General features: G+C 64.8%; 11 protein-coding genes. 5 read left to right on the top strand and 6 right to left on the bottom strand.

Features of this window, described 5'->3' with window-relative positions:
• Nucleotides 1-187: 187 nt before the first annotated feature.
• From Spa11_RS14425 to Spa11_RS14415, 3 genes are all read right to left on the bottom strand, one after another.
• Entirely contained in the window at nt 188-646 is a 459-nt protein-coding gene (locus Spa11_RS14425; RefSeq protein ID WP_145113442.1) for a hypothetical protein, read from the bottom strand.
• A gap of 476 nt (nt 647-1,122) precedes the next feature.
• Complete coding sequence (locus Spa11_RS14420) at nt 1,123-2,307, bottom strand: S1 family peptidase (RefSeq protein ID WP_145113440.1); 1,185 nt, start codon at nt 2,305-2,307, stop codon at nt 1,123-1,125.
• 255 nt (nt 2,308-2,562) lie between these two features.
• Nucleotides 2,563-3,444 (bottom strand): hypothetical protein, encoded by an 882-nt coding sequence (locus Spa11_RS14415; protein WP_145113438.1) that lies wholly within the window; start codon nt 3,442-3,444, stop codon nt 2,563-2,565.
• Between the two features lie 435 nt (nt 3,445-3,879).
• Between Spa11_RS14415 and Spa11_RS14410 the strand changes: the two genes are divergently transcribed.
• Nucleotides 3,880-4,281, top strand: coding sequence for a hypothetical protein (locus Spa11_RS14410; protein WP_231932942.1), 402 nt, complete (start codon nt 3,880-3,882; stop codon nt 4,279-4,281).
• 119 nt (nt 4,282-4,400) lie between these two features.
• Complete coding sequence (locus tag Spa11_RS14405) at nt 4,401-5,168, top strand: hypothetical protein (RefSeq protein ID WP_145113436.1); 768 nt, start codon at nt 4,401-4,403, stop codon at nt 5,166-5,168.
• 138 nt (nt 5,169-5,306) lie between these two features.
• On the opposite strand, the gene Spa11_RS14400 is transcribed toward Spa11_RS14405, so the two are convergent.
• Nucleotides 5,307-7,574 (bottom strand): serine/threonine protein kinase, encoded by a 2,268-nt coding sequence (locus Spa11_RS14400; RefSeq protein ID WP_145113434.1) that lies wholly within the window; start codon nt 7,572-7,574, stop codon nt 5,307-5,309.
• Nucleotides 7,575-7,812: 238 nt separating this feature from the next.
• On the opposite strand from Spa11_RS14400, the gene Spa11_RS14395 reads away from it, so the two are divergent.
• Nucleotides 7,813-8,295: a Uma2 family endonuclease gene (locus Spa11_RS14395; RefSeq protein ID WP_145113432.1), complete on the top strand. Its 483-nt coding sequence runs from the start codon at nt 7,813-7,815 to the stop codon at nt 8,293-8,295.
• Between the two features lie 19 nt (nt 8,296-8,314).
• On the opposite strand, the gene coaD is transcribed toward Spa11_RS14395, so the two are convergent.
• Together coaD and Spa11_RS14385 are read right to left on the bottom strand one after the other, a co-directional pair.
• The gene (coaD, locus tag Spa11_RS14390) at nt 8,315-8,809 is read right to left on the bottom strand and encodes a pantetheine-phosphate adenylyltransferase (protein ID WP_145113430.1); all 495 of its coding nucleotides are present in this window, start codon (nt 8,807-8,809) and stop codon (nt 8,315-8,317) included.
• 268 nt (nt 8,810-9,077) lie between these two features.
• A complete protein-coding gene (locus Spa11_RS14385) occupies nt 9,078-10,235 on the bottom strand; it encodes an aminotransferase class V-fold PLP-dependent enzyme (RefSeq protein WP_145113428.1) in 1,158 nt (385 codons plus the stop codon).
• An 86-nt stretch (nt 10,236-10,321) separates the two neighbouring features.
• Between Spa11_RS14385 and Spa11_RS14380 the strand changes: the two genes are divergently transcribed.
• Nucleotides 10,322-11,575 carry a protein-L-isoaspartate(D-aspartate) O-methyltransferase gene (locus Spa11_RS14380; protein WP_197529412.1) on the top strand — a complete coding sequence of 418 codons (1,254 nt, stop codon included), beginning with the start codon at nt 10,322-10,324 and terminating at the stop codon, nt 11,573-11,575.
• Between the two features lie 206 nt (nt 11,576-11,781).
• The gene (locus Spa11_RS14375; protein WP_197529411.1) at nt 11,782-12,879 is read left to right on the top strand and encodes a TIGR03000 domain-containing protein; all 1,098 of its coding nucleotides are present in this window, start codon (nt 11,782-11,784) and stop codon (nt 12,877-12,879) included.
• Nucleotides 12,880-12,914 lie beyond the last annotated feature (35 nt).

Here is a 12,914-nt window from a genome sequence, read left to right as displayed (position 1 = left end):
CGAAAACTTCCCCGCCTCAGCAGAAAGGAACCGCAAGGACAGTCGCACCTGCTCGACAACTCAGAGCCCCACACGCAAGTGGGGGGGGAGTGCTCCCGGTTTTGACCCGCCAAAAAAGCAAGAGGGGACGCCCCGGCACACTGCCGAAGCGCCCCCTCTCGGGCCAACCCAATTCTGGGGGAGAGTCTCACTCGCCAAAGGCCGCCAAAGCGGCCAGGGCGGCGTCTTCAGGCGATTGGGCCGTCGGGTCAACAGTGGCAGGCGTGGTCACGACGCCGGTCGGTTGGGCGCCCTGCTGGGGGGCGAACTGCGGCGCCGCGGTGGGCTGCTGCACGATCGGCTGTTGGACGGGCTGTTGCACGTGCTGCGGCTGAACGGCGACCGGCTGATGGTGAATCGGCTGCGAGACGACTGGCGCCTGGTGGTAGCTGGGGGCGGCGCGGTGGTAGTTGCCGCCTTGGTTGTAGCTTTGCCGCGGGGCCTGGGTCTTCATGTGGCCGACGTTGCGGTGGTAGTTGATCGCGAAGCGGCCCGAGGTGCGGCCGCCGCCGCCACCGCCGCCGCAGGCGAGCGAGCTGCCGGCCGTTACGGCGACCAGGGTGAGAGCGGCGAGGGTGATCTTGGCGGTGCGGGCGGTGCGGGACATGGCTGGGTTCCTTGTTTTGAAGCGTTTGGGTTGGCTGAGCGGGGCTCTTGTCGTCCCCGTCTGAAAGGCTCAGCGGGCCTGGCGGCGGAGTGTTACGGGTTTTTCGAGGATTCTTTTTCAGAGCCCCACGAAAGACGCGATTCGCGGCGTTTCCAGCCGACCAACGACGTAGAGGTTTCCCACTAACCCTCAGGAAGGCCTCTAGCAGGCCGTTTACGGCGTTTTGGTGAGGGGCCTTGGTAAACCCTTACCCGAGTCCCAAGAGGCCCCGAATGGGCCCTCTATGCGGATGTAAACGCATGTCCATGACCGCCGCCGTCGTCTGAGGTCGAGCCACTCCCGCATCCCCCACCAGAGGTGAACGTCTGAGCCGTGGGCGCGAGCCCTCGGTGGGTAGCGGGTACCAATCTCCCCACCGAGGGCTCGCGCCCACGGCTCAGATCGATCGTTGGGCTTAACAAGATAAAACCGGGCCATTACTCCGAGAGCCAGTCTTGGAGCGTGTCGCTCGCTTCCTGGGCGGCCTTCTTCGGCTCCAGCTCCTTTTTCATCGCCGCGGTGATCTTGCCGGTGTACTCCAGGATGCTCGCCAGCGAGTCGGGCGTCGCCGTGGCGTCGACCTTCGAGACGTAGATCAGCAGGTACTTGCCCTGGCCGTCCGACTCGACCGACCAGCCGCCGAGCTTCGTGCGGGCCGACTGTTCCAGCAGCTTCCGCATCGTCTCCTCGGTCAACTCCTTTGACTCGATCGAGGCGGCCAGCGACCACACCTTACGGACGTCGGTCCGGCCGTAGTACTCGGTGTCCTTGGTGACGAAGACCTCCTGATCGCCGTCCTTCTCGGTCGCGATCTTGACCGTGAAGTGGCCCGATTCGTGCTTCTCAGCCTTCAATTCGGTCTTGGCGAGCACGTCGGCGATGGGCAGCGGGGCGGGCTTCCAGTCGCTGGCGAGGAACTCCTTCACCTCGTTGATGTCCACGCCGTAGCTGATCAGCGAGCCCTTCTTGCTGATCGCCTGGACGACGCCCACGAGTTTGCCGTCCTGGCTGACGATCGGTCCACCCGAGTCGCCCGTGTTGAGCGGCGACTGGGTTTCGACGACGCGGAACTCGTGCTCGCCGGCGCCGGTGCGGAACTCCTTGACGTAGACGCTGCGGACTTTGCCCGAGGTGTAGACCCAGAGGGCGTCGCTGGCGCCGGGGTTGCCGATCGAGTCGATCGACTCGCCGGGGCCCGTGCTGTCGGCCGCTAGTTCGAGGGCCTTGGCGAATTCGGGGAGCTTTTCCAGCTCCACCAGGGCTAGGTCCCGCTTGCGGTCGATCGCGACGATCCGGCCCCGGACGCCCAGTTTACGGACATTGTCGAGGTAGTGCTTCTTTTCGACGATCGGCTTGTCGTCTTTCAAGTCTCGGAAGAAGATCACCGCACTACGGCTGTCGCCGACGACGTGGGCGTTGGTGATCATCAGCCGCTTCTCGGCGTCCACCAACACGCCGGTGCCGCTTGAGGTCCCTTCGGAGTTCTTCGAGAGGACCCAGGTCGTGGCGTCCAGGACCTGCCGATACAGCGCCGCGTCGGCCCGCGCCACCTCCGCGGTGGCGATGACGGCCAAGGCCGCGAGCAAGGTCAGGGGTCGTAAGTTGAGGCGGAAAGCGGACATGGGAGAGTTCCTTAAAGAGTTGGGTTGGAGCCGCTTGGCGAGCGGCAGGGTTGGTTCTGCAAATCCCAGCGACAACCCGCGAAAAGTGTTACAGCCGTTCCCCGATTCCCCTTTCACGAAAGACCTCAGCCGGGTGGCGGCAGCCCTCGGAGCCTCGGAGCCTCGGGGCTCGCCCGCTGCTGGTGACCGCGCACAGCAACAACCGCAGGCTTCCGCCCGCGGCTGCGCCGTCATTGCAAAGGTCCCATAGTTCGCTTATTTCGCCGCGGGCTTCTTGAAGGACAGCTTCTTGCCGCTGGTGAGCGTCAGGTCGAAGCCCTCGGCGGTGATGTTCGAGAGCGTGCCGGAGATCGTGACGCTGCCGTCACCGACCAGCCTCAGCTGGTCACCCGTCCGCTCGGCTTTGCCGTTGGACGTGGTCGTCTTGCCCGCTTTGACGTGGGCGAGTTGGAACTTGCCGTCGGCGGTGAGCTTGATGGCGAACGCCTCGCCCTGGCCTAGGCTGGCGACCCACGAGCCGATGATCGAGGTCGGCGCCGCGGCGTTCGTAGTGGCGGGTGTCGACTTGTCGGACTCCTTCGGCTTGTCGAACCAGGCGCTCTCACGAGAGACGGCGAACTCGGCCATCTCGGTTAGCAGCCGGCCCAGGTTGACGCTGGTGACCTCACGGGCCGACACCGTCTGACGGACCTGAACCTGCCCCTTCGAGCTATCGAAGGCGAAGTGGGCGCCCCCGTCCTCGGGGTCGGCCAGCAGCCGCAGCAGCTTGTTGGCGTCCCATTTGACGCCTTTCTCGGGGGTCGCCAGGCCCATCGTCACATCGACCTGGCTGCGGTCGATGGCGGCGTGGAGCGTCGTCGGGATCGTCCATTGGCCGTGGGCCAGCTGGATGGTGACGGTGCGGCCATCGACCCGTTCGGGCTCGAACCCCAGTTCCCGCAGCAGCTCGCCGAGCTGCCCGGCGCCGGTCACCCGGACCCCCGTCGCGGAGACGCCCGTCGAGGCGGCAGCGCCATCGGCCGACTTGCTCGAGGCGCCGAAGACGCTCTCGACAGCCACCTCGGAGAACAGCTCGTCGCCGCTAGCGGCGACCGGCAGGCAAAGGGCCACGAGGGCCATTGGTAGGTAGTAACGCATGATCGGTCGTGGGGTTGGGGTTGGGTTGGGACCTTAATCCCGCCCAGCGGCGACACGCGGCTGATGTTACCCGTTGTCACTCAATTCTCCAAAGAAGCTTGAGAATCTCGCGCAGAGACGCGGAGACGCAGAGGAAGGGAAGCCTTTAAGACTCACGCAAAGGCGCTAAGACGCAAAGGACCGATTGTTTAATCTTCTTTCTCTTCCCTTTCTTCCTTCTTTGCGTCTTAGCTCCTTTGCGTGAGTCATTCCACGCACCAACTCTCTGCGTCTCCGCGTCTCTGCGCGAGACTTTTCAATTTTCGAGTTTGATCGGTAACACCCGCCGCAGGTCGTCGCTTGGTCCGTCAGAGACGCGACTAACACGGCTGCGGCGAGACGACGGCAGAGTTCGCCACGGCCCTTCACCAAAACCTGCCGCCTGGAGATTCGATCATGTTGCTCAAGAACGTTGTCTTCGCTGTCGTTGCGGTCTTGGCTGTTTCGGGCTCGGCCTTCGCCGACGACCTGATGAGCGAGTTGCAATCGACCGACCTGGCCTCGATCAGCGACGCCGGCGTGGAACTCGAAGAGATGGACCTCAACTCGCTCGACGTGGATCAGATGGCCGAAGAGGCCGGCGAAGAGTCCGACGCGGTTGAGGCATGCTTCCGTCGCTTTGGCGGTTACAGCCACCGTGGTTGGAACTGCTGGGGTGGCTACAACCACTTCAACTACGGCTGCTACTCGAACTACAGCTACAACTACTGCTACCGCCCGCTGTACTGCTACCGCCCGGTGGTGAGCTGCTACACGACCTGCCTGCCGGTCGTCACCAGCTATTGGGGCTGCTACTGAGCCCGCGGGGGTTTCGATAAGCGGGTGTCCCTCAACAGGCCCGGCGACTCACGGCGACGTGGTCGCCGGGCCTTCTTCGTAAGCAAAACCGACCTCTCAATAGAAAAGGATTCGTTGCGATGAACGCCAAACTAAAAATCCGCCTTGCGGCGATCGCGACGCTGGCCGTCGCAGCGCCTAGCCTCGCCAACCTGCCACTAGGTCAGCCGGTCGAGACCGCCTTCACCGGCGCCCCCGGCTGTGGCCATGTGATCGACCTGATGATGCGATACGGCTCGTTCCACGGTTGCCTAGCCTCGCCCAGTTGTTCGATTGTCCCTTCGCCCTACGGATCGTTCGAGCTCCCCGCGAACGAGATCGGCGACCTAGCGATCACGACGGTCGTCGAGTCCGCCATCAGCGACCCGGCCTGCGCCCCGACCTTCATCGTCGCCGTCACCAACAACAGTGGCCGCTCGGTGTGCAAAGTGCACGTGTCGCTGGTGGCGCTGCTCGGCCCGATCAAGCCTTGCGACCCCACCGCGACGGCGTGCATCGAAGAGATCCCCGGCGGCGCGACCGTTGAGATCGAGGTCACGCTCCCTGTTGAGGCGCTGGCGATGGGCTCCAACGGCGGCGCGCCGATCGGCTTCCAAAAGCTGATGGTCGCCGTGGACGCCTTCGACTCGTTCGCCGAGATCGACGAGTCAAACAACCTTCGATTGCTCGACCGCGCCGAGATCGCCCGTCAGGTGATCGAGGTGGCCCCGCTGCAAGAGGCTGCCGAGGCCCTCGCGCCGGAACCGGTGACCGAAGAACTGGCGGCGCCCAAGTCACAGATCGACTCGGCCCTGGAAGAGTTTGGCATCGACCAAGTGGAGACCGAAGCCGCTGCCGTGCGGATGTAATCGTCAGCACTGAATTGAAACGTACAAAGACCGCCGGTCCCACGGGGCCGGCGGTCTTCTTCGTAGGGTCCGCTGTGCGGACCGTCGTTACGAGTTACAACCGAGACTAACTCAACCGTGCGGTCCGCACAGCGGACTCTACTCGAGGCCTGGCGCCGCATTGGACTTCCGCCGTGACAACACGGGCGTGATCTGAGTCCAGACCCGCAGCACGTACCGATACGCCGAGAACGCGGCCAGTAACCCGAACAGCGTCGCAAACACACCACAGAGGATCATATCGCGGAACTTGTCCATCTCCTCGGTCCGAGACAAGAGGAGCACGATCGCCATCAGCGGGATCGACGCCGCGGCGAGCAGGTAGTAGACGCCGTGGTCGCTGAGGTGAACGCCGCGTTTGTCGAACTTGGGGTCCGACATCGTGCCACGCACCAAGCGTGGGTAATAAACCGAAGTAGCGAGCGTTACGAGCAAGAAGTAGGGGTACACCGCCGCCACGCCGCCACATACGAGTAGCGAGAGGAAGAAGTGACCTGCTTCTTGTGGCGGAAACTCGTCACCAAACCGCAGAGTCAAAGCGATCGGGAACACGAAGCTCGCGATCCCCCACAACGTGCCGCCGAGCAGCGCGCCGCGGTGGCAGAGATGAAACAGGCTGTCGATCTCTGCGGTCGTTGCGTCCTCGCCACGCTTCGCGCGTTGGATCGATCGTACGATCGGCAGGCCGTAGTACATCGCCAAGACGCCGCCGAGCGGGAAGGCGATCGAGTTCACCACCGTCGAGAGGGCGACGAAGTAGTCCTTCATCTCCGGATGCTTCTGGATGATCTCGCGCTCGTTGTAGAAGTAGTTGAAGAGCCCCGCTGCGATGTTGGGCAAGAGCACCGCGGCTAAGACCACGGTTAGCGGCCACGCCGCCAACGCGTAGCGCCGCCAGTTATTGGGTGGTGGATCGAACACCGCCGCCGCCTCCGGGTGCAACGCGAGCTGCAACCGCCCGGCTAGCTCGGCGCCCGACGCGGGCCGCGCTTCGGGCGACGGGCTCAGCGTTTCACGCAATGTCTGCTCGAGAACGCGCTCGCTGCTGTGGCCGATGCGGATCGGCTCGGTGAGTCCAACCTCGCGCGAGACGATCTGTTGAGCGAGGGCGTCCGTCCACGAGTCGGCTTGCCCCTCGATGCGGAACGGCCGCTGGCCTTGCCAGAGCTCCCACAGCAGAACGGCGAGGGAGTAGAGGTCGGCTCGTTCCGACACGTCCTCGGGACTGGTGTCCGGCAGACCGCCGATCGCCGCGAGGTGTTCGGGCGCCATGTAGCCGATCGAGCCGCCGAGCGTCGCCGCCGCTCCCGCGCGGCCCGCGGCGCCCGCGAAGCTGACGTTGAAGTCGGCGAGTTTCGGAATGCCTTCGGCGGAGAGCAGCACGTTCGCCGGCTTCACGTCGCGGTGGAAAACGCCGTGGCGGTGCGCTTCGTCGAGCGCCCGGGCGATCTGTACGCCGATCCACGCCACCGCCACCGGCCAAGCCGCCTCGGCGATCCAAGTCCGCAAAGCCGACGATTCAGGCGGCTGCTGCGCGGCGTCGAGCAGGTTGTCGTCGATCGCGTCGAGCATCACCGCGCCACTGCACGCCGTGGACCCCGCCCATTGAACTCGCTTTACCACGTCGGAAAGCGTCCCTCCGGGCAGATACTGCATGTAGAGCAGGTGGGTCGATCCGTCGTCCATCGCGCGCTGGTCGTAGACCCGCACGATGTTTGGGTGGTCGAACTGCGCTAGCGCCTGGGGCTCGTCCCCTTTGCCGGCCGAGACCTTGAGCGCCACCAACCGTTGCATCGACATCTGCCTCGCCAGGTAAACCCGCGCGAAGGCGCCGCGGCCCAACTCTTGCACGACCGTGAAGTCGTCGATCACATCGCCCGCCATCAACTCGCCGGGCGCGGTCGGCTTCCCCCCCGCGGGCGCGACCGTCACCGCGTTGCAGGAGAACTTCTCGAGCAGGTGGGCGTGCTGCGGGAACCGCTGGGCGTACTCGACTTGCCGCGGATCGTGGCCATTTTCGCGCCGGAGCTGGTACTCCTCGATCACAAGGTCGAAGGGCAACCGCTCGGCGACGAGCATGTCGGGCATCGCCGCCAGGTACCAATCGAGGCACGGGTCGCGCCCCATCTCGGCCGCGGCGGCCATGTCGAGCTTCACCAACTCCGCTAGCAAAAAAGGCGCGTGATTCGGCGCCGACGGCGGCAGGAAGTCGCGCAGCACCCGCGCGTCTTCAACCGGCGCGACCCCGGCAAGTCGCTCGAGGCATTCTTCGAGCAGGTCGTCCAGCCGCAGCGTCGGCTCGATCGCTGCCGAGGGTGAGCCCGCAGGCGGCGTTGAGCTGGCGGACGGCGGCGGGGCGTGATCCATACCGGCCGTCGGGGCAGGGCGGGGCGGTTCTTCGACAGATGGCAATCGTAAACGCTAAACGCCTCGGCTGGCCACAGCCAAGGTCGTTATAGTGGCTAGGAAGTGCAAACCGACCCGAGGCTGACGGAGTAAATGGCAGGTCCACAACCCCCTACCACTGGTCTCCGTCGAGGACTACCTCGCTGCCGAAGAAAGGTCGTACATCCGCCATGAGTACATCGGTGGGTTTGTCTAAGCGATGGCGGGCGGGAAATATCGCCACAATCAAGTCAGCAGCAACATCTTGATCGCATTGGGCTCCCGACTTCGTGGCAAGCCGTGCCAGGCGCTGAACCCGGACGCCAAGGCTCGTATCCGTGCCGCATCGGGAACCTATTTCTATTACCTCGACGCGATGGTCGTTTGCGAACCGAACTCTGGCAACGCGGTGTTCCAGGACCAGCCGGCCATTGTCGTCGAAGTTCTTTCCGATAGCACACGCCGCCAGGACTCACTCGAAAAGCGCGACAATTACCTGACGATCCCATCGCTGAAGGCCTACCGATTCGTGGAGCCCGACGAGGCGAAGGTGAGCGTCTACCGCCGCCGCGCCGACGCCGCCGACCTCGACTCTTTCGAAGCCCAGCTCTACATGGGCCACGAAGCCGTCATCCCGCTCGATGAGATCGAGGTCGAACTGCCGCTGGCGGAGGTTTACGTGCGGTTCAAGTTCGAGGCTTGAGCGCGCCACTGCGGTTTACTCACCCACCTAGCTTCGCGCGTAGGGCGGGAATGATCTCGCGCGGGACGAATTTCGCCACCTCGTCGTCGCTCGCCAGCGGAGTGATTTGCTTGATCAGCGTGCTCGACACATGGCTGAACTCGTCGCCGGCCATGAAGAAGATCGTCTCGATCTCCGGGTCGAGTTTGCGGTTGGCGAGGATCATTGTGAACTCTGCTTCCATGTCAGTGACGGACCGCACACCGCGAAGGATGAGCCGTGCGTCCATCTTGCGCACAAACCGCACGGCGAGGCCGTCGAAGGTTTCGACGCGGACGTGATCGAGCCCCGCCGCCTTGACGGCGCGTTCGACCAGCTCGGCCCGCTCTTCAACATCAAACAATGCCGTCTTGTGTGCATTGTGCCCCACGCCGACGATCAGTTCGTCCGCCACGAGCCGGGCGCGTTGCATCACGTTCAGGTGCCCGAGCGTGACGGGGTCGAACGACCCGGTGTAGACGGCGCGGCGAGACATTCGATTTCGGCCGTTAGTTAGAGAACGGGGGATTGCGGAATGCGGATTAGTTTGACGCCGCACTAGTTCAGATCTGAGCCGTGGGCGCCAGCCCTCGGAGTGCTTCGTATTCCCCGTCCGTTTTAGGGAGGGGCTAGGGGAGGGTAGGGGGTGTCGATCGGAGTTCAGATCGCCATCGTTGTTGCGTCGATAGAGTGAAGGCGAGTGGCTTTGTAGGTGGACGCCGCAGACCCCTCCCCTAGCCCCTCCCCTAAAAAGGGGAGGGGGATCAGCGCAACACATCGATCAGTCGATCGACATCCTCGTAACTAGTGTAACCATGCGGGCTCATCCGCAGACGGCCCCCGCGAACGCTCGTGACGCATCCGGCGTCCAAGAGCCGCTGGCGGGCAGCGGTGGGGTCGGTGAGGTCGGCGACGACGATGCCGGAGCGCGGGTCGTGGCCGTTCTGCTCGATACCCCGGTGCGACGCGACCGCGACGCCAATCGACGCCAGCCGCTCGCACAGGTAGTCCGTCACATCGAGCACCGCGGCGGCGACATCGTTGGTGGGTTGGGCGGTTAGTAGGTCGAGGCTCGCCCCTAGCGCCAAGTGGCCGGGCATATTGGCGGAGCCCCCTTCGTAGCGCGCGGCGGAGTCTTTGAGGTCCAGCGCGATCCGCCCGAACTCGCCCGAAGCCTTGACGCTGTGCCAGCCGACGCCCAGCGGCCGCAGCTTGTCGAGGTGCTCTTGCCGGATGTAGGCAAAACCGGCGCCTTCGGGGCCGAGCATCCATTTGTGGCCGTCGGCGGCGAGGAAGTCGATCGCGGTCTGGCTGACATCGAGCGGGAAGACGCCCGTGGCTTGGATCGCGTCGAGGAAAAACAGGGCGCCAGCGCTGTGGGCGATATCCGCGACCACATCGAGCGGTTGGCGGTAGCCGCTGGCGTATGCTACCCAGCTCACCGACACGATACGCGTCCGTGAGTCGCACGCCGCGCGGAGCTGGTCGAAGTCGATTCGGCCGCGGTCGGTCGACACGGTACGGGTCTCAACGCCGCGCCACGCCTGCTGCATCCAGGGGTAGAGGTTCGAGGGAAACTCGTCGGCGAGAACGACGACGTTGTCGCCGTCGCGCCAGTCGAGCCCCTCGGCGACAAGGTTAATGCCCGCTGTGGTGCTGGGGACGAGCGCGATTTCGTCGGGCGTGGCGCCGATGAGTGTGGCGGCGGTCCGTCGGGTTGTCTCGACGCCGCGGTCCCAGGCGAGCCAATTGGTGTCCCCTTCGGCAGCGGCCTCGCCGGCCCATGCGGCGAGGCGGTCGCGGGCCGGGCCGCTCAGCGGCGCGACCGCGGCGTGGTCGAAATAAGCCCAATTGTTCGTGACGGGCATCGCGGAGCGGAGCCGCTGGCGGGTGACGGCGGGGTCGGCTGGTGCGGATGGCATCGGTTGGGACGGATTGGGGAACGGGACAGGGCAAGGGGACGCCGCTCGGGACGGTAGACCGGCGGCCAGCAGGCGTATATTGGAACATGCCCGCTCTACCCGCTGTGACGCAACCCGTGCCGGTGCGTCGTCGCCAAATTATCGCCCTGTTTGTGCTGACACTTGTCGCCTCGACGGCGCCGGCGCAGCAGGACCGGCCCAACTGGGACGCTCAACGCGCCCGAATGGTCGAATCGGCCATCATTGAGGCCGGCGTCTCCGACCCGCGCGTCATCGCGGCGATGCGCGCGACACGGCGCCACGAGTTCGTGCCCCTCGCACAGCGGCGTTTGGCTTACGCTGACATGGCGTTGCCCATCGGCGCTAGCCAGACGATCTCGCCGCCGTTCGTCGTGGCCTACATGACCGAGCAGCTCGAGCCCAAGCCGACCGACAAGGTGCTCGAGATCGGCACCGGTTCGGGCTACCAAGCCGCGGTGCTGTCGCCGCTCGTAAGAGACGTTTACACGATCGAGATCGTCCCCTCGCTCGGCAAGCGCGCGGCGAAGACACTGCGGCGGCTCGATTACGAGAACGTCCACGCCCGCATTGGCGATGGCTACGAAGGATGGCCCGAGGCGGCGCCCTTCGACAAGATCATTGTCACCTGCTCTCCGGAGAACCCGCCGCCGAAGCTCGTTGAGCAACTCGCCGAAGGGGGCCGCATGGTGATTCCGCTCGGCGAACGCTTCCAGCAAGAGCTTTGCCTGTTAAAGAAAGTGAACGGCGAGCTCGTGCGCGAATCGCTACGCGGAACCCTCTTCGTGCCCATGACGGGCGCCGCCGAAGAGCGGCGTGAGGTGCTCCCCGACCCCGCCAATCCAGCGATCATCAACGGTGACTTCAGTGAGGTCGCCGAAGAGGGGGAGGAACCTCGCCCGGCGGGTTGGCACTATCTGCGCCAAGCGGAGATCGATCCTTCGGCGCGGGGCGACAACCCTGCGATTGTCTTCAGCAACAAAGAGCCTGGCCTTCCGTGCCAAGCGCTGCAGGGTTTCGCTATCGACGGCCGGAAGGTGAAACGGCTGCGGGTTGGCTTCACGGCTAAGGGAGAGGGGCTCCGCTTCGGCCAGCGGCCGTCGCAGCTGCCTTACGTCGTCGTGACCTACTACGACGAACGGCGGGTCTGGTTAGGGGATGAGGTCATCGGCCCGCTACGCGGGACCTTCGATTGGACCGAGCGGGAAGAGGTCTTGCCGGTCCCCGCTGGCGCCCGCGAGGCGGGGTTGCGGATTGGGCTGCTTGGGGGGGTCGGGAAGCTTTGGGTCGATGACGTCCGTTTTGGACGGGCTAGAGACTGATTAAACCGCCTCTATCGAGGGGGCTAGGGGGCAGTTTCTGCCTATTCTCCTAGGAGCCCCTAGTCGCCAAAAACCCCGTAATCGCTTGATCTTAGCGCCTGCCGGGTTATCCTTTGCCATGAACGCCGTGCCGTCATCGGCGCAGGCGACCCGCTTTTGCCTGGTTCATTCACCGGAAGATTTTCGCAGACATGAGGAGCTCCAGCATGCTTCGTCGCTCGCTTCTGACGGCCGCCGCGGTTGCGGCTAGCGTTTCCTTCGGCCTCCCGGCCGACGCCTTCTGGGCGAGCCATGGCAGCTACGGCTCGTATGGCTCCTACGGCAGTGCGGGGTCCCATGGCAGCTACGGCAGCACGGGCTCGTACGGCAGCCGTGGTTCGTACGGTGGTTATTCGGTCAGCTACGCATCGACGGGCTCGTACGGCAGCTACGGCTCCACGGGTTCGCACGGCTCAGCCGGGTCCTATGGTTCGACGGGCTCCTATGGTTCGACGGGCAGCTACGGCTCGCACGGTGGCGGTCTGTTCGCCCGGATGCACGCCCGCCACGCCGCCCGTCGTGCGGCTCGTCACGCTTCGCACGGCAGCTACGGCTCGTACGGCAGCACGGGTTCGCACGGCTCGACAGGGTCGTACGGTAGCCATGGCTCGACGGGTTCGCATGGCTCGACGGGCTCCTACGGCTCAACGGGCTCGCACGGCAGCACCGGCTCGTACGGCGGCCACGTGATTTACGAGAGCGCCTCGACTACCAGCTCCGCTGGCGTTGTCGTCGCCAAGGCAGAAGCCACCAGCGGTTCGCTCCGCGTCCAGGTCCCGGCCGACGCCGTCGTGTTCGTCAACGATCACAAGACGACCAGCACCGGCACCATGCGGAACTACGTCTCGCACGGCCTGAACAAGGGCGAGTCGTACCAGTACCGCGTCCGCGTCGAATACGAGGCCGATGGCGAGAAGGTCGTCGATTCGAAGATCGCCACGCTCATTGGCGGCGGCACGGCTGAACTGGCTTTCGGTAAGACGGACCCCGTCGCCAAGAAGCCCGAGACCGCCAAGACCAAGCTGACGCTGTCGGTCCCCGCCAATGCGAAGGTCACCCTCGCCGGCGTGACCACACAGCAGTCGGGCGCCGAGCGTGAGTACATCACCAGCACGCTGCCGCAGGGCGAGACGTGGGACGCCTACACCGTCGCCGTGATGGTTGATGGCAAGACGCAGGAGCAGACCATCACCCTGGTGGGTGGCGAGTCGCAGCACCTGGAGTTCGACTTCGCCAGCAGCGTTGATCAAGTCGCCGCTCGCTGAAGGGTGATCGGCAGCTCAAGCTAGCAATCAACGAA

The sequence above is a fragment of the Botrimarina mediterranea genome (assembly GCF_007753265.1).
Lineage (GTDB): Bacteria > Planctomycetota > Planctomycetia > Pirellulales > Lacipirellulaceae > Botrimarina > Botrimarina mediterranea.
This window is presented reverse-complemented; position numbering and strand designations above follow the sequence as displayed.

Coding starts and splice junctions, on each gene's coding strand:
- Spa11_RS14425 (WP_145113442.1), bottom strand. CDS start 646: ATGTCCCGCACCGCCCGCACCGCCAAGATCACCCTCGCCGCTCTCACC.
- Spa11_RS14420 (WP_145113440.1), bottom strand. CDS start 2,307: ATGTCCGCTTTCCGCCTCAACTTACGACCCCTGACCTTGCTCGCGGCC.
- Spa11_RS14415 (WP_145113438.1), bottom strand. CDS start 3,444: ATGCGTTACTACCTACCAATGGCCCTCGTGGCCCTTTGCCTGCCGGTC.
- Spa11_RS14410 (WP_231932942.1), top strand. CDS start 3,880: ATGTTGCTCAAGAACGTTGTCTTCGCTGTCGTTGCGGTCTTGGCTGTT.
- Spa11_RS14405 (WP_145113436.1), top strand. CDS start 4,401: ATGAACGCCAAACTAAAAATCCGCCTTGCGGCGATCGCGACGCTGGCC.
- Spa11_RS14400 (WP_145113434.1), bottom strand. CDS start 7,574: ATGGATCACGCCCCGCCGCCGTCCGCCAGCTCAACGCCGCCTGCGGGC.
- Spa11_RS14395 (WP_145113432.1), top strand. CDS start 7,813: ATGGCGGGCGGGAAATATCGCCACAATCAAGTCAGCAGCAACATCTTG.
- coaD (WP_145113430.1), bottom strand. CDS start 8,809: ATGTCTCGCCGCGCCGTCTACACCGGGTCGTTCGACCCCGTCACGCTC.
- Spa11_RS14385 (WP_145113428.1), bottom strand. CDS start 10,235: ATGCCATCCGCACCAGCCGACCCCGCCGTCACCCGCCAGCGGCTCCGC.
- Spa11_RS14380 (WP_197529412.1), top strand. CDS start 10,322: ATGCCCGCTCTACCCGCTGTGACGCAACCCGTGCCGGTGCGTCGTCGC.
- Spa11_RS14375 (WP_197529411.1), top strand. CDS start 11,782: ATGCTTCGTCGCTCGCTTCTGACGGCCGCCGCGGTTGCGGCTAGCGTT.